General features: G+C 70.1%; 19 protein-coding genes. 7 read left to right on the top strand and 12 right to left on the bottom strand.

The window, feature by feature from the left end; all coding sequences use genetic code 11:
* Nucleotides 1-18: 18 nt before the first annotated feature.
* The 3 genes from JOE46_RS00675 to JOE46_RS00665 all read right to left on the bottom strand — a co-directional run bounded on the left by JOE46_RS00675 (nucleotide 19) and on the right by JOE46_RS00665 (nucleotide 3,474).
* Complete coding sequence (locus tag JOE46_RS00675; protein WP_097213575.1) at nucleotides 19-1,230, bottom strand: cation:proton antiporter; 1,212 nt, start codon at nucleotides 1,228-1,230, stop codon at nucleotides 19-21.
* A 62-nt stretch (nucleotides 1,231-1,292) separates the two neighbouring features.
* A complete protein-coding gene (gene gatB / locus JOE46_RS00670; RefSeq protein WP_097213661.1) occupies nucleotides 1,293-2,813 on the bottom strand; it encodes an Asp-tRNA(Asn)/Glu-tRNA(Gln) amidotransferase subunit GatB in 1,521 nt (506 codons plus the stop codon).
* Nucleotides 2,814-2,823: 10 nt separating this feature from the next.
* Entirely contained in the window at nucleotides 2,824-3,474 is a 651-nt protein-coding gene (locus tag JOE46_RS00665) for a TetR/AcrR family transcriptional regulator (protein WP_097213576.1), read from the bottom strand.
* A 133-nt stretch (nucleotides 3,475-3,607) separates the two neighbouring features.
* On the opposite strand from JOE46_RS00665, the gene JOE46_RS00660 reads away from it, so the two are divergent.
* Entirely contained in the window at nucleotides 3,608-5,230 is a 1,623-nt protein-coding gene (locus tag JOE46_RS00660) for an MFS transporter (protein ID WP_108168846.1), read from the top strand.
* Between the two features lie 7 nt (nucleotides 5,231-5,237).
* On the opposite strand, the gene JOE46_RS00655 is transcribed toward JOE46_RS00660, so the two are convergent.
* The 3 genes from JOE46_RS00655 to JOE46_RS00645 all read right to left on the bottom strand — a co-directional run bounded on the left by JOE46_RS00655 (nucleotide 5,238) and on the right by JOE46_RS00645 (nucleotide 8,272).
* Nucleotides 5,238-6,269, bottom strand: coding sequence for a 6-phosphofructokinase (locus JOE46_RS00655; protein ID WP_097213577.1), 1,032 nt, complete (start codon nucleotides 6,267-6,269; stop codon nucleotides 5,238-5,240).
* An 86-nt stretch (nucleotides 6,270-6,355) separates the two neighbouring features.
* On the bottom strand, nucleotides 6,356-7,018 hold the full coding sequence (locus tag JOE46_RS00650) for a response regulator transcription factor (RefSeq protein ID WP_097213578.1): 663 nt from the start codon (nucleotides 7,016-7,018) through the stop codon (nucleotides 6,356-6,358).
* Nucleotides 7,019-7,027: 9 nt separating this feature from the next.
* Entirely contained in the window at nucleotides 7,028-8,272 is a 1,245-nt protein-coding gene (locus JOE46_RS00645) for a sensor histidine kinase (RefSeq protein ID WP_373560288.1), read from the bottom strand.
* A 166-nt stretch (nucleotides 8,273-8,438) separates the two neighbouring features.
* Here JOE46_RS00645 and JOE46_RS00640 point away from each other — a divergent pair, with 166 nt between their 5' ends.
* The 3 genes from JOE46_RS00640 to JOE46_RS00630 all read left to right on the top strand — a co-directional run bounded on the left by JOE46_RS00640 (nucleotide 8,439) and on the right by JOE46_RS00630 (nucleotide 10,973).
* The gene (locus JOE46_RS00640) at nucleotides 8,439-9,092 is read left to right on the top strand and encodes a hypothetical protein (RefSeq protein ID WP_097213580.1); all 654 of its coding nucleotides are present in this window, start codon (nucleotides 8,439-8,441) and stop codon (nucleotides 9,090-9,092) included.
* On the top strand, nucleotides 9,089-10,501 hold the full coding sequence (locus tag JOE46_RS00635; RefSeq protein WP_097213581.1) for an alpha/beta-hydrolase family protein: 1,413 nt from the start codon (nucleotides 9,089-9,091) through the stop codon (nucleotides 10,499-10,501). Before JOE46_RS00640 ends, JOE46_RS00635 begins: the two co-directional genes overlap by 4 nt.
* A 76-nt stretch (nucleotides 10,502-10,577) precedes the next feature.
* A complete protein-coding gene (locus JOE46_RS00630) occupies nucleotides 10,578-10,973 on the top strand; it encodes a hypothetical protein (protein ID WP_097213582.1) in 396 nt (131 codons plus the stop codon).
* A gap of 58 nt (nucleotides 10,974-11,031) precedes the next feature.
* Here the strand turns inward: JOE46_RS00630 and JOE46_RS00625 are convergent, their stop codons facing one another.
* The 3 genes from JOE46_RS00625 to JOE46_RS00615 are packed head-to-tail and all read right to left on the bottom strand — an operon-like array spanning nucleotide 11,032 to nucleotide 13,244.
* Complete coding sequence (locus JOE46_RS00625; protein WP_097213583.1) at nucleotides 11,032-11,325, bottom strand: DUF1330 domain-containing protein; 294 nt, start codon at nucleotides 11,323-11,325, stop codon at nucleotides 11,032-11,034.
* Nucleotides 11,326-11,358: 33 nt separating this feature from the next.
* The gene (locus tag JOE46_RS00620; RefSeq protein ID WP_209925888.1) at nucleotides 11,359-12,789 is read right to left on the bottom strand and encodes an MFS transporter; all 1,431 of its coding nucleotides are present in this window, start codon (nucleotides 12,787-12,789) and stop codon (nucleotides 11,359-11,361) included.
* Complete coding sequence (locus JOE46_RS00615; protein ID WP_245220878.1) at nucleotides 12,786-13,244, bottom strand: MarR family winged helix-turn-helix transcriptional regulator; 459 nt, start codon at nucleotides 13,242-13,244, stop codon at nucleotides 12,786-12,788. Before JOE46_RS00615 ends, JOE46_RS00620 begins: the two co-directional genes overlap by 4 nt.
* 144 nt (nucleotides 13,245-13,388) lie before the next feature.
* Between JOE46_RS00615 and JOE46_RS00610 the strand changes: the two genes are divergently transcribed.
* Nucleotides 13,389-13,988, top strand: a complete 600-nt coding sequence (locus JOE46_RS00610) for a recombinase family protein (protein ID WP_097213585.1) — start codon at nucleotides 13,389-13,391, stop codon at nucleotides 13,986-13,988.
* Here the strand turns inward: JOE46_RS00610 and JOE46_RS00605 are convergent.
* The 3 genes from JOE46_RS00605 to JOE46_RS00595 form a co-directional block, all read right to left on the bottom strand.
* Nucleotides 13,912-14,355 (bottom strand): DnaB-like helicase N-terminal domain-containing protein, encoded by a 444-nt coding sequence (locus JOE46_RS00605; RefSeq protein WP_097213586.1) that lies wholly within the window; start codon nucleotides 14,353-14,355, stop codon nucleotides 13,912-13,914. The genes JOE46_RS00610 and JOE46_RS00605 overlap by 77 nt on opposite strands.
* A 61-nt stretch (nucleotides 14,356-14,416) precedes the next feature.
* Nucleotides 14,417-14,566: a hypothetical protein gene (locus JOE46_RS00600; protein ID WP_179800678.1), complete on the bottom strand. Its 150-nt coding sequence runs from the start codon at nucleotides 14,564-14,566 to the stop codon at nucleotides 14,417-14,419.
* An 11-nt stretch (nucleotides 14,567-14,577) separates the two neighbouring features.
* Nucleotides 14,578-15,174: a TetR/AcrR family transcriptional regulator gene (locus tag JOE46_RS00595; protein ID WP_097213587.1), complete on the bottom strand. Its 597-nt coding sequence runs from the start codon at nucleotides 15,172-15,174 to the stop codon at nucleotides 14,578-14,580.
* A gap of 110 nt (nucleotides 15,175-15,284) precedes the next feature.
* Here JOE46_RS00595 and JOE46_RS00590 point away from each other — a divergent pair, with 110 nt between their 5' ends.
* Nucleotides 15,285-16,154 carry an SDR family NAD(P)-dependent oxidoreductase gene (locus tag JOE46_RS00590; protein ID WP_097213664.1) on the top strand — a complete coding sequence of 290 codons (870 nt, stop codon included), beginning with the start codon at nucleotides 15,285-15,287 and terminating at the stop codon, nucleotides 16,152-16,154.
* Between the two features lie 47 nt (nucleotides 16,155-16,201).
* A complete protein-coding gene (locus tag JOE46_RS00585; RefSeq protein WP_097213588.1) occupies nucleotides 16,202-17,341 on the top strand; it encodes an NAD(P)/FAD-dependent oxidoreductase in 1,140 nt (379 codons plus the stop codon).
* Nucleotides 17,342-17,373: the final 32 nt, after the last annotated feature.

Genomic DNA, 17,373 nt, shown 5'->3' with positions numbered 1-17,373 from the left:
GCAGGTGCACACTCGGCGCTAGCCGGTGGCGGGGGCCGGGACCTTCTTCGGCGCCTTCGGCGCGAGCAGCGAAGCGGACAGCGGCAACACCAGCACGGTGATCGCGCCCGCGGCGACCAGGATCGAGGCGTTCGACTCGGTCATCTGTCCGGCGTTCACCGCGACCCCCGTCACCGCGACGATCAGCGGCAGACCGGTCGCGGCGTACAGCGCAACCTGCCCCCGCTCCCGCACGGTCGGCTGCGGATCCTTGAGCTCCGGACCCCGGTCGAAGCGTTCGGCGAAGAACACAGGCAGCCCGCGCACCAACAGGATCAGCACCAGGAACGCGAGCAGGATGCCCGGCGCAGCGGCCACGGCCTTGACGTCGATCGCCATGCCCGAGGTGACGAAGAAGATCGGGATGAGCAGCCCGAAGGCCAGCCCGTCCAACTTCGCCTCCAGCTTCTCGTCGCCCGACGGCATCGCGCGGCGCAGGATGAAGCCCGCGGCGAAGGCGCCAAGGATGATGTCGAGGTCGAAGATCGTCGCGACCGCGATCAGCGTGACCAACAGCAGGATCGTCAGCCGCACGGTCGTCTGGGCGGTGGTCTCGGAGCCCAGCCGGATGATCGAGGCCAGCTTCGAGCCCTCGCGGCGCAGGCCCGCGGGGATGAACGCGACCCCGACCGCAGCCGCCGCGAACGCCGCCAGCACGACCAGCGACGCGCCCGCACTCCGCGAGCTCAGCAGGATCGCCATCGCGATCACCGGGCCGAGCTCACCGAAGGCGCCGTGGTTGAGAACGGTTCGGCCCAAGCGGGTTCCGAGCATGCCGCTGTCCTTGAGGATCGGCAACAGCGTGCCCAGCGCCGTGGAGGTCAGGGCGATGGCCACCGCGATCTCCGCATTGATCGCGCCGGTGAGGCCGAGCAACCCGACCACCACGAAGGCCAGCACCAGGCAGGACAGCCAGGTGATCAGCGCCCGACGCCCGCCCCGACCGGTCAGCTCACTGGTGTTGATCTCGTAGCCGGCGAGCAGGAAAAGCATGCCGAGGCCGAGCTCGCGGAGCAGGTCGATCTCGCTGCCCATGACCGCGAGGTCGAGCACGTGCGGCCCGACGATGACGCCCGCGATCAGCAGCAGCACGACCTCCGGCACCAGCTTGCGTGGCACCAGCCCGGCGACCAGCGGAGCGATGACGGCGCAGAGCGCTATCCAGAAGAACGAAGCGGAAACTGAGGGCACCCGCCTGATTCTGCTAGACGGGGACCACCATCGACGACAGGACCCTCACGCCGTGTGTCGGCTCAGGAGCAGGCCGCGATGACCAGGTCCTTGACCTGAGCCGGGTCTGCCTGGCCCCGGGTCGCCTTCATGACGTCGCCGACGATCTTGCCTGCCGCCGCAACCTTGCCCGCGCGGATCTTCTCGGCGATGTCCGGGTTCGCGGCGAGCGCGGCGTCGACCGCGGCCTGCAGCGCCGAGTCGTCGCGCATCACGGCGAGTTCCCGCTTCGCCACGACCTCGTCCGGCTCGCCCTCGCCTGCCAGCACACCGTCGACGGCCTGCCGCGCCTGCTTGTTCGCCAGTGTGCCGTCGGCGACGAGCGCGATGATCCGCGCGAGCTGGGCCGGGGTGATCGGCAGCTCGGCCAGCGCCACGCCACGGGTGTTCGCCTGCTGCGAGAGGTACGCCACCCACCACGAGCGGGCCGCGTCCGCGGGCGCGCCTGCCTCGGTGGTCGCGATGACCAGTTCCAGCGCACCGGAGTTCACCAGGTCGCGCATCTCCTCGTCGGAGACGCCCCAGTCGGCCTGGATGCGGGCGCGGCGGATCCACGGCAGCTCGGGCAGCGTGCCGCGCAGCTCCTCGACCCACTCTGCTCTCGGGGCGACGGGCTCGAGGTCCGGCTCCGGGAAGTACCGGTAGTCCTCCGCGGTCTCCTTGCGGCGCCCGGCGGAGGTGGTGCCGTCGGCCTCCTGGAAGTGCCGGGTCTCCTGGATGACCTCACCGCCCGAGCTGAGCACGGCGGCCTGGCGGCGCATCTCGTAGCGGACGGCCACCTCGACGCTCTTGAGGGAGTTGACGTTCTTGGTCTCGGTGCGGGTGCCGAACTCCTTGGCGCCGATCGCCATCAGCGAGATGTTGGCGTCGCACCGCATCGACCCCTGGTCCATCCGGACGTCGGAGACGTCGAGCGACTTGAGCAGATCACGCAGCGCGGTGACGTACGCGCGGGCGACCTCGGGGGCGCGCTCGCCCGCACCGGAGATGGTCTTGGTGACGATCTCCACCAGCGGGACGCCTGCGCGGTTGTAGTCGAGCAGCGAGTGGCTGGCGCCGTGGATCCGGCCGGTGGCGCCGCCGACGTGCAGCGACTTACCGGTGTCCTCCTCCATGTGCGCGCGCTCGATCTCGACCCGCCAGGTGGTGCCGTCGTCGAGCACCACGTCGAGGTAGCCCTCGGTGGCGATCGGCTCGTCGTACTGCGAGATCTGGTAGTTCTTCGGCTGATCCGGGTAGAAGTAGTTCTTCCTGGCGAAGCGGCCCCACGGGGTGATCGAGCAGTTCAGCGCCAGACCGATGCGGATGGCGGACTCGACAGCCGACTGGTTGACCACCGGCAGCGAGCCCGGAAGGCCCAGACAGACCGGGCACACCTGGGTGTTGGGCTCGGCACCGAAGGTCGTGGGGCACGGGCAGAACATCTTCGTCGCGGTGTGCAGCTCGACGTGCACCTCCATGCCCATGACGGGCTCGAAGCGGGCGAGCACCTCGTCGTAATCGAGAAGGTCAGTACTTGTCGCCACCCGGCCGGCTGCAGTCATGGTCACGAGTTTATGCGCCCCGCTTCGGCAGCAGCAGGTCGGCCAGGTTGTCGATCTGCTCGTGCGCATCCGGCCAGGCATCGCGGGCCGCATCCGCGTGCGGATAACGGGTTTGCGCGAGCCTCAGCGCCACCATGCCGTGCGTCGCGCTCCACAGGTGCATCCCGAGCAGCACCGTCTCCTTCGCGTCCGCAGGCAGGTCCAGGTATCGCCCCACCTCCTCGGTGATGAGCCGGATGGCGCGGTGCGCGTGCGAGTCGGCCATCCTCTCGCCGGCCTGATGACGCAGGTTGGAGACGAACAGCACCCGGTAGTGACCGGGATTGGCCAGCCCATAGCCGACGTAGGCGTGCCCCATCGCCCGCAGCCGGGCGCCCGGGTCCTCCCCCGCCTCCTCGGCGGCCGCCTGCAGCACGGCGGCGAACTCCTCGAACCGGAGCTGCTTCACCGCCAGGTGGAGCTCCTCGCGATCGGCGAAGTGCAGATAGATGGAGGTCGGTGTGACGCCGACGCGCCTGGCGACGCCGCGCAGCGACACCGCGTCGACGTCGCCGGTCTCACCGAGCATCTCCGCGGCTGCCGCGAGGATGTCCGTTCGCAGCGACTCGCCCGCGCCCCGCCTGGACGGCGTGCGCTGGGTCTTCTTCCTCGTCGAAATCACGCGAGCCACCTTAGTCGCGGGGGTCAGCCGACCCGGGCCGGGCGTTCCGCATTGACACCCGTAGGGCTACGACTGTTAATTTACACCCGTAGCGCTACCCGATCCGGCACGGCGCGTCCGCAGAGGAGGACCGATGGCCGGTACCGGCTCGCTCACCGACATTTCCGACCGGCTGTCTCGAGCGACCTGCAAGCAGTCGCCAGCGGAGGCCACCGCGGAGTCGACCGCCGCCCATCCGACCGCCACGCTGATCACGGTCTGCATCGGGATGTTCATGCTGATGCTGGACATGACGATCGTCGCGGCCGCGCTGGCCAACATCCAGTCCTCCCTCGACGCCTCCCTCAGCGGACTGCAGTGGGTGGTCGACGCCTACACGCTGCCGGTCGCGGCGCTGCTGCTGACCGCGGCCACCCTCGGCGACCGACTCGGCCGACGCCGCCTCTACATCGCGGGCATGTCGATCTTCACGCTCACCTCGCTCGGCTGCGCGCTCGCGGGCGACATCGTGACACTCAACGTGGTGCGGGCGGTCCAGGGCGTCGGCGCGGCGCTGCTGTTCGGCGTCTCCCTGCCCCTCGTTGCCGTCGCCTTCCCCGATCCGATGAAGCGGGCAAGGGCGATCGGCATCTACGGCGCGGTGATGGCATCGGCGACCGCCGCCGGTCCCCTGGTCGGCGGGGCCCTCGTCACGGCGATCGGCTGGGAGTGGATCTTCCTGATCAACGTTCCCATCGGCATCGCCGCGGTGGCGTTGGCGTACCGGTACGTCACCGAATCCCGTGCGGACAGTGCGGCGCCCGCGGACTGGGCGGGTACAGGGCTGCTCACCCTCGCGCTCCTGTCCGGGGTGCTGGCGCTGATCGAGGGCAACGAGTGGGGCTGGTCGTCCACGCGGGTGATCGCCCTCGGCGCCACCTCGATCGCCGGACTGCTCGCCTTCATCGCCTGGGAGCTACGTGCCGCACACCCGATGCTGGACCTTCGCCTGGTCGTCCGGCCCGCCTTCGCGGCAAACGCGCTCGCGGCCTTCGCCGGAGCCGGAACACTCGTCGCCGCAACGAATTTCCTGGCGCTGTACTTCATCAACACACTCGGCCACGACCCGTTCCAGGCGGGTCTGCGGGCCCTGCCGCTCACCCTGTCCGCGCTCGTCGTCGCCCCGCCGATCGCCGTGCTGCACGACCGCCTGCCCGCGAGGTGGTCGCTGCCGGTCTCGATGGGGGTCGTCGCGGCTGGCCTGTGGCTGTGCACCGGTGCGGACGCGTCCACCACGTGGACGCACTACATCGCCGGGTCGATCCTCGGCGGCGCCGGACTCGGCGCGGTCACCGTGATCGCCTCGCAGTCCGCGCTGACCTTCGTCGAGGTGGACCGGGCAGGCATGGCCACGGGCGCGGTCAACACCGCCCGCCAGGTCGGCATCGTGGTCGGGGTGGCCGGCCTCGGCGCGGTCTTCTCGCACGCGGTCGCCGCCGAGGCGGGTGCCGGGCTCGCCTCGCTGACCGTCGGGACGATGACCGTCTCCGTCCCGGACGAGCAGGCCGACATGATCACCGAGGCACTCGGTTCCGGTGCCGGACAACGGGTCATCGAGTTCGTCCCCGATCAGTTCGCGGCCGCGGTGCCCGCGCTGTCCGAACTGGCACGCGGGGCGACCGCGCAGGGACTGGACGCCGTCATGGCGACGAGTTCGGCGATCGCGGCCGTGGCCACCCTCGCGGTCTTCGTGCTGCTGCGGATCGGGCGGCGCTGACCCGGGTTCACCCGAAGATCACCCGCATCTCCTGATACCGGTGCGCGGGTACCGACTTGTGGTCGACGAGCGCCTCGTCGAAACCCACCCGCACGATCTCCGTTCCGTGCAGCGCCACCATGTGGCCCCACTCCTCGTCCGCCACCAGATCGGTGACCGCCATGCCGAGCCTGGTCGCGAGGACACGGTCGAACGCGGTCGGAACGCCGCCCCGCTGGATATGGCCCAACACCGTCGCCCTGGTCTCGATTCCGGTGCGCTCCTGGATGATCGGCGCCAGCAGCTCGGCGATCCCACCGAGCCGCGGGCGGTCGAAACCGTCCATGCCCTTCGTCGAATGGGCCGCCGTCATGTCCGGCAGGGTGAAGCCCTCCGCGACGACAACCATCGGCGACCGGCCGCGTTCGCGGACGCTGTTCACCCACGAGCAGATCTGCTCGACACTCTCGGGCTGTTCGGGGATCAGGATCGCGTGCGCGCCGCCGGCCGTCCCCGAGTGCAGGGCAATCCATCCGGCGTTGCGCCCCATCACCTCGAGGACCATGCACCGCTTGTGCGAGTTGCCCGTCGTCCGCAGCCGGTCGATCGCCTCGGTCGCGATCTCTACCGCCGTGTCGAATCCGAAGGTGTAGTCGGTCTGGTCGAGGTCGTTGTCGATGGTCTTCGGGACCCCGACGATCCGAATGCCCTCGTCGAACAGGCGCTGCGACGCGGCGGCGGTGCCCTCGCCACCGATGGCCACCACCGCATCGACCCCGAGCCGCTCCATGGTGCGGGCGATGTTCTCCGCCCCACCGTTCGGTCCCTGATACGGACCGATGCGGCTGGTCCCGAGAATGGTCCCGCCCTCGTGCGAGAGTCCGCGGACGCGGCTGCGGTCCAGGGGCATCGCGTCGCCCTCGACCAGACCGCGCCACCCGTCGAGGAATCCGACGAACTCCTGACCGTGCACCTCGGAGCCCTTGAGCACCGCACCCCGGATCACCGCGTTGAGGCCGGGGCAGTCGCCGCCGCTGGTGAGAATGCCGATCGTCGTCATCGTCAATCGCCCGTTCTACGTGCAGGTGGATGCTCAGTGTCCCACTGCATACTGCCCTCGCCCGGCGGTTCGGGCACGCCGGCGGGTCAGCCGGGGGTGACCAGGCCCGTCTCGTAGGCCAGCACCACGGCCTGCGCCCGGTCCCGCAGGTGCAGCTTGCCGAGCACCTTGCCGACGTGCGTCTTGACGGTCTGCTCGGCCACGAACAGCGACTCCGCGATCTCGACATTCGACAGCCCGCGGGCGATCAGTTCCAACACTTCCCGTTCGCGGGGCGTCAGCGCCGCGAGCTGCGCAGGCTCGCGCCGTGCGGGCGCGCGCCTGCTGGTGACGTCGGCGATGAGCCTGCGGGTCACGGTCGGCGCGAGCAGTGCCTGCCCGTCCGCCACCACCCGGACCGCCCGGATCAGTTCCTCGGCGGGGGCGTCCTTGAGCATGAAGCCACTGGCACCGACGCGCAGCGCCTCGTAGACGTAGTCGTCGATGTCGAAGGTGGTGAGCATCAGCACCCGCACCGGCTTGTCGAACGAGACCGACAGGATCTGCTGCGCCGCCTCCAGCCCGTTCAGGTTCGGCATCCGCACGTCCATCAGGACGACGTCCGGGCGAAGGCGCATCACCTCGTCTACTGCGATCTTCCCGTCTGGGGCGTCGCCGACCACGCTGATGTCGGGCTGCGCGCCGAGCAGCGCGCCAAAACCCTGGCGCACCATCGCCTGATCGTCCGCAATGAATACCGTGATCGCCACCCGATCACCCTATGCCGGGGTGACGTGGCCGCTCGACACCGCCGTCCCCGGCATCGCCGGCACTCGCGCCAGCACCTCGAATCCGCCGTCGGGGCGCGGTTGCGCGACCAGGCTTCCACCCACCGACGAGGCCCGATCGATCATGCCGGTGATGCCGTGCCCACCGGCATGATCGGCGACGGTCGACACAGTGGTACCGACGGGCGGGTCGTTGACCACCGCCATGGTGGCGAGGCCCCCGTCCCGGCCGAGGATGACGCGAACCGGCGCCCCCGGCGCGTGCCGGGCCGCGTTGGACAGCGATTCCTGCAGGATCCGGTACATCGTCAGTCCCGCCGAATCGGACAACCGCTCGGGCATCCCGATCCTGTCCACCTGCACCTGCATGCCCGCCCGCCTGCTTCCCTCCACCAGCTCGTCGATCCGGTCGAGGCCCGGCATCGGGGCGTCCTCGGCGAGCTGGCCGTCGCTGCGGAGCACACCGAGCATGCCCCTGATCTCGTTGAGGGCATCGCGGGCGGTGGCACCGATCGATTCGAACTCCGCCCGTGCCGCGGGCGAGACGTCGTCGATCCGGTACGGCGCGCTCTGCGCCTGCACCACGACCAGCGACATGTGGTGCGCGACGACGTCGTGCAGGTCGCGGGCGATGCGCGCCTTCTCCTCGAGGATCGCCCGCCGCGCCCGCTCGACCTCGGTGACCTCCTCCTGGCGGGCGAGCTGCCGGCGGGAGAGCACCAGCCAGCGGATCAGCAACCCGAACAGCACCAACGCGGTCAGCCCGACCGCCCAGCCCCTGCCGTCCTGGCCAGGGGCGTTCGCGAGGAACAGCAGCGCAGTCGCCATCCACGAGACGCCGACGACGGCGAGCGGCGAGCGCATGCTGACGGCGAGGAGCAGCGCCATGATCACCATGACGTGCACGACCTGCCACGGAAAGTCGTAGTCGTCGGTGCGTTCGAACACCAGTGGGATCACCAGCGCGCCCGCCGCCGAGATCGCCCATCCCAGGGCGGGATTCGACCGAACCAGCAGCAGGGGCAGCGCCGCGAGCCCGGCGATGACCGGCTGCACCCCGGCCGGCACGTGGTGCGTAACCTGCAGCGTCGGCCAGGCGATGGCGAAGAGCACGCCCGTGACGAATACGATGAAGATGTCCACCCACAGACTCGAGCTCACCCGCTTGAGTCGCGGCGCGGCCGCCACGGCGGCGTCATTCGCGACCTTCTTGAGCGCACGATTTGTCTTACTCACATCCAGAACAGTAGGAACCGGGACCCGAAAAGTCCTCATACTGCGGGGTGAGACCGGCGCGGCACCAGGGTATGAGGGCGCCGCACCGACGCCCCCTGCGCGGGGACCCGGGAACCACGCTGCGGGGTGATGTGCCCTGGTCCCGCCGATTCCTAGCGTCTTCTTCATGCGGAAGACGACCTGGACAGCACTGACGGTGGCCGCGGCGGCCGCCCTGACGACCACCCTGATGGCCGACCCGGCCGCTGCGGAGCAGCCTCGCGAGAGCACCCCCACCGCGGCCGCGATCGCCTCGCTCACCACAGCCGATCACGCGGCGCCCGCGTCGTCGATCCCGGCGGACTTCGCCGCCACGATGGGCTACCGCCCGGCCGTCGAATCCGGGATGCTCGTGAACCCGAGCGGCGACTGCTCCTCCCCGGTCACGCTGCCCACCGAGTTCGAGACCGCCTGCAAGGCCCACGATCTCGGCTACGACCTGCTGCGCTATGCAGACCGCCACGGCGCCGCGCTCGGACCGTGGGCACGGAAAAGCCTTGACGCGCAGCTGGACCGGCGGATGCACGGCGCCTGCGACGCGCGCACGGTCGATGCGGCGCGGACCTCCTGCTACGTGATGGCCAACATCGCGAGCGCCGCGGTGACCTCGAACTCCTGGCGGCAGGGATATGTCGCACCTCGACCCGAGCCGATGACCGGTTACGCGCTCGCGGGCGGCGTGGGGGCCGTGCTGATCGTCGGTGCGGTCGCCGCGACCAACCGGCGCGGGCGGGGTACCACCACCGCCGTCGGCGCGGCGACCCGATCGGCGCTCGCATGACCGCCGTGATCGATCGGCCCACCGCGACCGTTGACATCGCCGCCGTCGCGCTGCCCCGGGTACTCACCAGCGTCGCCGTCACGTCGATGGTCGCGGTCTCGCTCGCGCCCTCCCTGCTCCCCCGCAGCGCGGTGGTCCAGGCGGTCCTCACCGGACTGCTGGCGGCGCTCGGCTGGGGTCTCGCGAGCGCGTGGCATCACCTGTCCCGCAGGCTCGGGGCCGGCCGTCCCGCGCCGTCGCGGGAGTCCGCACGGCTGCTGGTGCTGCTGGCGGGCGCGGTGACCGTGGCAGCGGCGATGCTGCTGGCCGATCACTGGCAGGACTCGCTGCGCGTCGCGATGGGCGTGCCGACGGTCGGCGGCGGACATTGGGCACAGGTGGTCGTGGGCGCCGCCGCCATCGCGCTGATCCTGGCGGCCGGGACGAGGGCCGTGGCGGCCGGTGTTCGTCGACTCGGCGCGGTGCGGTCGGCCGCGGTCGTCGCCGCGCTCGCGATCGCAACACAGTTCTGGGCCGGGCCCGCGCTCTGGCAGGCGCGCGCCCAGTCGTATCACGCGGCGAACACGACCGTCGACACCTCACTGCGGCAACCGGTTTCGTCGTCGATCTCCGGAAGCCCCGACTCGCTGACGTCCTGGTCCTCGCTCGGCGCCCAGGGACGCAAGTTCGTCGCCGCCGGGGCGGCCTACGGCGCGGTGCGCACCTACGCGGGCATCGACAGCGCCCCCGACCAGGACGGCCGGGTGCGCCTTGCCGTCCACGAGCTGGAACGCGCAGGCGGCCTGGCCAAGTCCACCGTCGTGGTGGCCGTGCCCACCGGATCCGGCTGGATCGACGGCAACGCCGCGGAGGGTCTCGAGCAGCGCTTCGGCGACGACGTCGCCCTCGTGGGGGTGCAGTACTCCAGCGCCCCGAGCTGGGTGACCTTCCTGTTCGATCGCGATGCGGCCGAGCAGTCCGCGCGGGCGCTGTTCACCGCGGTCTCGGACCGGATCTCGCTGCTGCCCGTAGGGGAACGCCCCCGGCTGTACGTCTACGGGCAGAGCCTCGGCGCGGTGGGCGCGAGCTCGATCTTCCGGAACGAGGAACTGGGCGAGCGGGCCTGCGGCGCCCTCTACGCGGGACCACCCGCAGGCTCAGCCCGCACCGCTGGGGCGGTGGTGCTGGCCAACTCGTCCGATCCGGTGGTGCGATGGTCGCCTCGGCTGTTGCTGCACCCGCCTGCACTGGACCGGACCCGGACCGACGCGCCGCGCCCGGCCTGGCTTCCGGTCGTCAGCTTCGTGCAGACCAGCGTGGACCTGCTCTCGGCCCTGGATGCCCCGGCCGGGCACGGCCACCGGTACGGCACCGACCAGGGCACGGCACTGCCCGACGGCGGCTGCGCCACCGGTGCGGCCCCTGCATGACGTCGATCGCCCGGCATCGCGGTCTTCTTACCGATCAAGGCGGCGGGCACTGGGGCGTCCGTAGCCCCTGGAGCGGATGGTCGGCAGTTCCAACGGCGCCGGCAACGAAGCGCCCACTCGCAGCCCGCACCGACGGTCACTCACGACCACGACGCCCTACCTGGCCGGGCCGCCTGGCGCCGGCAAGTCCAGCGCGCACGAGCACCTGTTCAGCGGCGGCGACCGCACCCATTGGCGCGAACTCGATTCCGACGTGTTCAAGGGCTATCTCCTCGAGGCAGCCATCGACAATGGCTCGCTTCAAGAGATGCTGCCCGAGAACCTCCGAGTGTCAGACCACCAGGGCTACTTCTACCCGAACGAGCTGTCCGCGCTCGTCCATCACGAATCGACCGACCTGGTCGCGACCGCCGCGAAGGACGTGATCGGCCGCGGCGACAACCTCGCTGTTCGCGACGGTGCGGCGCGCTGACGAGCCGGGGTGATCCCCGCAGTCGGCTTCGTGTTCGTCGCCGACGCAGCCTCGATCGTCAGTCGAGGCCTTCGATGATGCGGAAGTCGCGCTCGACGCCGTCAGCAAGTGCGGCCAGCGCCTCCTGGTAGGCCGCACTCGCATGTGCGGCGACGGCCTGTTCGAAGCAATCGAACTCGATCAGGACGGTCCGCTCGCCGATTCCGGCGTCGTGTGCGACGACCCGACCGTCGCGGGCGAGCACCCGCCCGCCCCCGGCCTTGACGGCCGGAGGGGCCAGCTTGTTGTAGGCAGCCAGCTTCTCGGGGTCTGCAATGGTGCGGTAGGCGCTGACCCAGTAGCCCTTGGGCATGGAACCTCCAGTGTTGGGATGAGTGCATCTGACTTACGGGTTGGTCTCGGACGAGCGTCGGCGGGCGAGAGCGACGCTTGTCAGCGTCGTGATCGCCATGGCGCCGATGCCGACCAGCGCCGCGGTGGTGTAGGCGCTGTCGTCGGGGAAGACGTGGCCGGGGCCGGTGCCCGCGGCGAGGATCAGGCCGCCGATGGCGCTGCCCAGGGAGTACCCGACGCTGCGGACGACGTAGTTGAAGCTCATGGCGCTCGACGTCTCGCTCTTGGGGGTGACGGCCAGGATGACACCGGGCATGGCGGCCGAGAAGCTGCCGACGCCGAAGCCCAGCACGCCCATGGCCGCGAGCAGTTCGGCCAGGTTGGACCGGGCGGTGGCGAACAGGACGAACCCGCCGCCGACGATGGCGGCGCTGCCGGCCAGGAGCAGGGGGCCGTCGATCCGTTCGCGGACCCGCGGCGTGAGCTTGCCGGCGACGAATCCCAGCACGGAGAACGGGATGAGGACCAGCCCCGCCACGAAGGTGGTCAGTCCGAAGCCGTAGCCGGCGCTGTGCGGCGTCTGCGCGTAGCGGGTGATGAGCGTGAGCAGGAGGTACATGCCGCTCCCGCCGACGAACATGGCGATGTTCGCCCCGGCGACCGCCGGGTGCCGTACCGCCCGGACGTCGACCAGGGGCGACTTGGTTCGCAGTTCGGAAACGGTCCAGACGCAGAGCAGGAGTAGGGCGGCGACGGCAAGGGTCACCGCCACGGCGAGGTGTCGGCTCCACAGGCTCCCCTCGCCGGCCAGGAACAGGACGAGGAGCAGTCCACCCGCCAGGACGAGCGCACCGGCCACGTTCACGTGAGCGGAGCGGCCTTCGGGAGCTGCGGGCATGGAGCGCCACGCGGTCACGAAGGCGATGGCGGTGACGAGCAGGCCGAGGCCATAGGCGGCTCGCAGTCCGCCGAACTCGGCGAGCAGCGCGGCCAACGGGTAGCCGACGCCGGCTCCGATGATGGAGACCACTGAGATCAGGGCGATCGTGGCCGCGCTGCGCTCCTCGGGAAGATGGTCGCGGGCCACGCCCATCATCAGCGCAGTGAGACCGAGTCCGACGCCTTGGGCCGCTCTGCCCACGAGCAGCCAGGCGAACGGCAGCGGCAGCACGGTGAGCGCGCTGCCGACGACGACGATCGCCAGCGTGGCGAGAATCGTGCCCCGCCGGTGCGGACCGGCTCCGAGCCGGCCGAGGACGGGTGTGGCGACGGCGCCGCTGAGCAGGGCGATGGTCAGCGTCCACTGCGCGCTGTCGAGGGAGACCTGGAACGTGGTCGCCACGCTGGTGATGAGCGGCGTCCCGAGGCTGGCGACCGCCGCAACGACCAGGACGATGAACATCAGGGCGGGGACCAGCAGACGTGCCTCGGAACGTATCCGGGCAGTGCTCATGGTCTGGTCATGAGCCTGGGCCGCGGTCACCGGTCCGACTCCTCTCGGGCGTGGCCTTCGAGCTCCGCCAGATGCAGCAGCGCCGGAAGGGCTGCTGCCAAGGCCTCGATCTCGTCACCGGTGAGTTCGTCGATCAACCGCGCGTACGCGTCGACGCCCGCCTGGCGTCGCGTCCGGACGTACGACGCGCCGGCCTCGGTCAGGCACACCAGCGTGACCCGCTTATCGGACGGATCGCCCTTCCGCTCGACCAGCCCGGATGCCTCCATCACCCGGACCAGGACGGTCATCGCGGGCTGGGTGACGGCCTCGGCCACCGCCAGATCGGTGATCCGTCGCGGGCCGGTCTTGTCCAGGGTGGCCAAGGTGGCGGCGGACGTCAGGCTCATGTCGCGGGGAAGGCGTCTCACGGCCCTGGTGGCCAGACCGTAGAGGGCTGACCCGATGGCATCGGAAGCGCCGTGCGCGGCGTCTCGGCGACTCATGCCTGAAGCATAGCAACTTTATATAAATCCTTTATGCATCTCCCGATCGGGGTTCGGCGAAATCGACACTTTCTTCGTCGTACCGGACACTCCCCCGGCCGAGTGCTGTATTTGAAAACCTGGCTATTTGGGTATCCGGTAGGCATGTTCACTGGATACGCGCGGTGCGCCGCCCAGGGCGATGACGAACGCGAGCAGCGTGCGGCACTCGTCGAGCTCGGGGTGCCAGCGGACCGGATCTTCGTCGATCACGGGTTGACCGGCACCGACCGTGAACGCGAGGGATTGCCTGCCGCGCTCGCCGGGTTGTCGACCGGCGACACCCTGGTCGTCACGAAGCTGGAGCGTCTCGCGTGGTCAGTAGCCGACCTGAGTCACACGGTCACCAAACTCGAGGACCGGGGCGTGAAGCTGTCGTTCGACGGCGAGACGTACGACGCCGCGGATCCGATCGGGCGGAAGGTGTTCGCCATTCTCGGCACGACGTTCGCCGAGTTCGATTCCGGGCTGATCCGCCTGCGGACCTCGGGCGGGGTGGCCAAGGCCAAAGCTGAGGGGAAGTACCGGGGCCGCGTGCTCAAGCTCTCTCCCGAGCAGCAGAGCGAGCTGTTCGACCGGCACCAGTCCGGCAAGTACAAGATCGCCGAGCTGCAGAGCATGTACGACCTCAGCATGAAGGCGGTCTACAACTACGTGGACAGGGAAAGGCCGCCCGCGCAGCGAAGTAGATGCTGCGGTAGCTAGCGGCGACGACGCTGGCCGCGCATTGCCCCACTGAAGCGGTCGAGCTTCCCAGGGTCAGGACGGTGCGCAGGGCGTTGTGAACGGCGGTGGGGACCTTATCCCGTCCCGCCTGGGTGTAGCTGGCTGCGATGATCGTCGGGTCGTGCGGCTGACTGGCTGCGAGTGCGTCGCCGATCGCGGTGAAGATCGGGCGGTGGAAGGGGTTCTCGAAGTTGTCTTCCCGCATGTGGGTGAACAGGAATCGCAGGGTCGTTTCGTCGCGGGACCACAGGGCCGCGCACAGCAGATGTGCTTCTGGGTCCAGATCCATTTCGACATAGTCGATTTCCGGATCCGCGTCTGGCTCGTGTGTGTGGTGTTCCGTCATGTCTCCCCCCTCCCCCCCTCGGGGCGGGCCAGGCGTCTCGCACCCGGCCCGCCAGTCTCGATCAAGCGTTGCTGCTGGCCTTCTCGACCTTGGCCGACCAGGACCGGTAGCCGGTGTCGGCGGTGCTCGACCACCATGGCCCGGCGCGCCCGTAGGCGCCGTCCTCGAGCACCTTCTCAGCCTTCTCGATGTTCCAGATGGACGGATCCACCTGCGGGGCAATCAGCTCGGGCGCACCGCCGCCAGGACCAGGTCGAGCAGGGAGTCCACATACGCCTCGGTCAGGCCTCCCAGCCCGAGCGCCCAACGGGTTTGGACAGGCCCGACCAGCAGGTCGACCGCGACCTCCAGGTCGGCGTCCGCCCGGATCGCGCCGGACAGGGCCGCGACCCGGAGCCGCTCGCGAATCGCCTCGCGCTGCGGCGCGAGCAGCCGATCGCGGTAGATCTCGGCGAGGTCCGGATCCGACTGGATCTCGATCATGACCGCGCGGAGGAAGGCATCGAAGCGCGGTTCGGTCATCTCCGCCACGGTGGCGCGCAGGAACAGCGCGAGATCCGCACGCAGGTCACCGGTTTCGGGCAGGGCGACCCCGTCCGGGCCGCCGGACAGCTCAAGCAGCGCGTCGAACAGCACCGCCCCTTTGGTCGGCCACCAGCGGTAGATCGTCTGCTTGCCCACGCCCGCGCGCGCCGCGATCGCCTCGATCGTCAGCCGGCCGTAGGGCACCTCGAAGACCAGCTCCGCGGTGGCGGTGAGGATCGCCGACCGGGCGCGCTCGCTGCGCCGCGCAGGCGCGGCCTTGGGTTCGGGTGTCATTCGCCCACCGTATCAGCGAGACGAGACGTTGCGTCTTGACACACCCTCATTGCGATGCCACTGTGGTTCACGAGACGCACCGTCTCGCGAACTCACCCGAGGAGGCCACGATTCCCACCACCGAACCCCGCACCTGGTTCATCACCGGCGCCGGACGCGGACTCGGACACGCCTTCGCCACCGCCGCGCTCGACGCAGGCGATCGGGTGGTCGCCACCGCCCGCGACGCGACGACCCTCCTGAACCTGGAGGCCGCCCACCCGGGGCGCGTGGCCGCGCTACGACTGGACGTGACCGATCGCGACGCCGCCGCCGAGGCCGTTGCGCGGGCCGTCGACCGGTTCGGCCGGATCGACGTCGTCGTCAACAACGCCGGGTACGGACTGATGGGCGCCGTCGAGGAGATCACCGAGGACCAGGCCAGGTCCCAGATGGAGACGAATTTCTTTGGCGCCCTGTGGGTCACCCAGGCCGTCATACCGCAGCTGCGAGCGCAGGGATCGGGACACATCATCCAGATCTCCAGCGTCGGCGCGGTCGGCGCGATGCCCACCTTCGGCCTCTACAACGCGAGCAAATGGGCCCTCGAGGGCTTCAGCGCCTCGGCAGCCGAGGAGCTCCGCCCGTTCGGGATCTCGGTGACGATGGCGCAACTCGGCGGTTTCGACACTGATTGGGCGGGCTCGAGCATGAGGTTCGCGACCGCGAACCCCGCCTACGACGAGACCCGTCTCGCCATCCTCGGGACCGCGGCATATCCGGACCCGAGCGCCCCGCCGCAGGCGGAGCCCGAGGACTCCGATCCCGAGTGGGTCGACGCCCCACCCGCGGAGGCGGCGGCCGCGCTCCTCGCATTGGTGGACAACCCGCACCCGCCGGTACGCCAGATCATCGGCACCGGCGCCCATCAGATGGTGAACATGGCCCTCGCCGCCCGCCGAGCGGATTACGAGGCGGACGCCGAGTTCGTCTGGCCGTAGCGCTCACACCCTTGCCTCCTCGCCCCCGGCGGGGGGAGCCTTGATGAATGCACACCGTGCTGATCCTCGGCGCCGGGTTCGGAGGACTCGAGCTGGCCGCGTGTCTGTCCGAATCGGTCGCCGACGAGGCCCGCGTCGTGCTCGTCGACAAGAGCGACTCGTTCATGTTCGGGTTCGCGAAGATGGACCTCCTCTTCAAGGGCGCGACCGAAGAATCGGTCCGGATTCCGTACCGCGACCTCACCCGGCCGGGCGTCGAGTTCCGGCAGGAGACGGTGACCTCGATCGATCCGAGAAACCGCCGGGTGATCACCGACCGGTCCGAGTACGAGCCGGACACCCTGGTGGTCGCGCTCGGCGCCGACTACGAGCCCGGCGCGACCCCGGGATTCCTGGCGGACGGGCACGAGTTCTACTCGGTCGACGGCGTCGGCCGGCTGCGCGCCCGGCTCGACGAGTTCACCGGCGGCAGGGTGGTGCTCGGCATCCTGAGCGTCCCGTTCAAGTGCCCGCCCGCACCCTATGAGGGCACCCTGCTCCTGCACGACGAACTGGTCCGGCGCGGACTGCGCGACCGGACGAGCATCCACGTGCTCAGCCCGATGGACTCGCCGATCCCGGTGTCGGCGGGAACCTCCACAGCCCTCGTCGAGGCGCTCGTGGAACGCGGCATCGAGTACTCGCCGGGACGCCTGGTCCACGCGCTCGACCCGTCGGCGCACCGCGCCCGCACGCGTGCAGGAGACCTCGATTACGACCTGTTCATCGGGATCCCGGCACACCGCGTGCCTGCCGTCGTCGCCGCCTCCGGCCTGACGGAGGGCGGAACGGACGGCTGGATCGCCGTCGACCAGTGCACGCTCGCCACGCCCTTCCCTGGCGTCTATGCCATCGGGGACTGCGCAGACGCCCCCGTCCCCCTGGCCGGGGCGTTCGCCGAGGACGCCGCCCGCACGGTCGCCCCGGTCATCGCCGCCAGGGCGCGATCAGAGCCTCAACCCGAGGTGAAGTACAGCGGCAGGGGCGCCTGCCACATCGAGTTCGGCGGCGGCCTGGTCGGCAAGGTGGACGCGGACTTCCTGTCCGGTCCGGCGCCCGTCGCTCCGTTCGTCGCGCCGTCGGCCGAGTTGGCCCGAGAGAAGGCGGAATTCGCCGCGGCCCGGCGTCGCCGGTGGTTCTCCGGCTGACCCGGCAGGAAAACGCCGAACGGGCGGTTATC

Source organism: Rhodococcus sp. PvR099 (assembly GCF_017833315.1).
In the GTDB taxonomy this organism is placed as follows: Bacteria; Actinomycetota; Actinomycetes; order Mycobacteriales; family Mycobacteriaceae; genus Rhodococcus_G; species Rhodococcus_G oryzae.
The sequence above is the reverse complement of the archived record's forward strand: the minus strand, read 5'-3'. Positions and strand labels throughout refer to the sequence as shown.

Bases quoted from the DNA above. Each gene is read 5' to 3' on its own strand.
- JOE46_RS00660 (WP_108168846.1), top strand. From the start codon at position 3,608: ATGGCCGGTACCGGCTCGCTCACCGACATTTCCGACCGGCTGTCTCGA.
- JOE46_RS00640 (WP_097213580.1), top strand. From the start codon at position 8,439: ATGCGGAAGACGACCTGGACAGCACTGACGGTGGCCGCGGCGGCCGCC.
- JOE46_RS00595 (WP_097213587.1), bottom strand. From the start codon at position 15,174: ATGACACCCGAACCCAAGGCCGCGCCTGCGCGGCGCAGCGAGCGCGCC.
- JOE46_RS00615 (WP_245220878.1), bottom strand. From the start codon at position 13,244: ATGAGTCGCCGAGACGCCGCGCACGGCGCTTCCGATGCCATCGGGTCA.
- JOE46_RS00605 (WP_097213586.1), bottom strand. From the start codon at position 14,355: ATGACGGAACACCACACACACGAGCCAGACGCGGATCCGGAAATCGAC.
- JOE46_RS00635 (WP_097213581.1), top strand. From the start codon at position 9,089: ATGACCGCCGTGATCGATCGGCCCACCGCGACCGTTGACATCGCCGCC.
- JOE46_RS00655 (WP_097213577.1), bottom strand. From the start codon at position 6,269: ATGACGACGATCGGCATTCTCACCAGCGGCGGCGACTGCCCCGGCCTC.
- gatB (WP_097213661.1), bottom strand. From the start codon at position 2,813: ATGACTGCAGCCGGCCGGGTGGCGACAAGTACTGACCTTCTCGATTAC.
- JOE46_RS00625 (WP_097213583.1), bottom strand. From the start codon at position 11,325: ATGCCCAAGGGCTACTGGGTCAGCGCCTACCGCACCATTGCAGACCCC.
- JOE46_RS00585 (WP_097213588.1), top strand. From the start codon at position 16,202: ATGCACACCGTGCTGATCCTCGGCGCCGGGTTCGGAGGACTCGAGCTG.
- JOE46_RS00630 (WP_097213582.1), top strand. From the start codon at position 10,578: ATGGTCGGCAGTTCCAACGGCGCCGGCAACGAAGCGCCCACTCGCAGC.
- JOE46_RS00610 (WP_097213585.1), top strand. From the start codon at position 13,389: ATGTTCACTGGATACGCGCGGTGCGCCGCCCAGGGCGATGACGAACGC.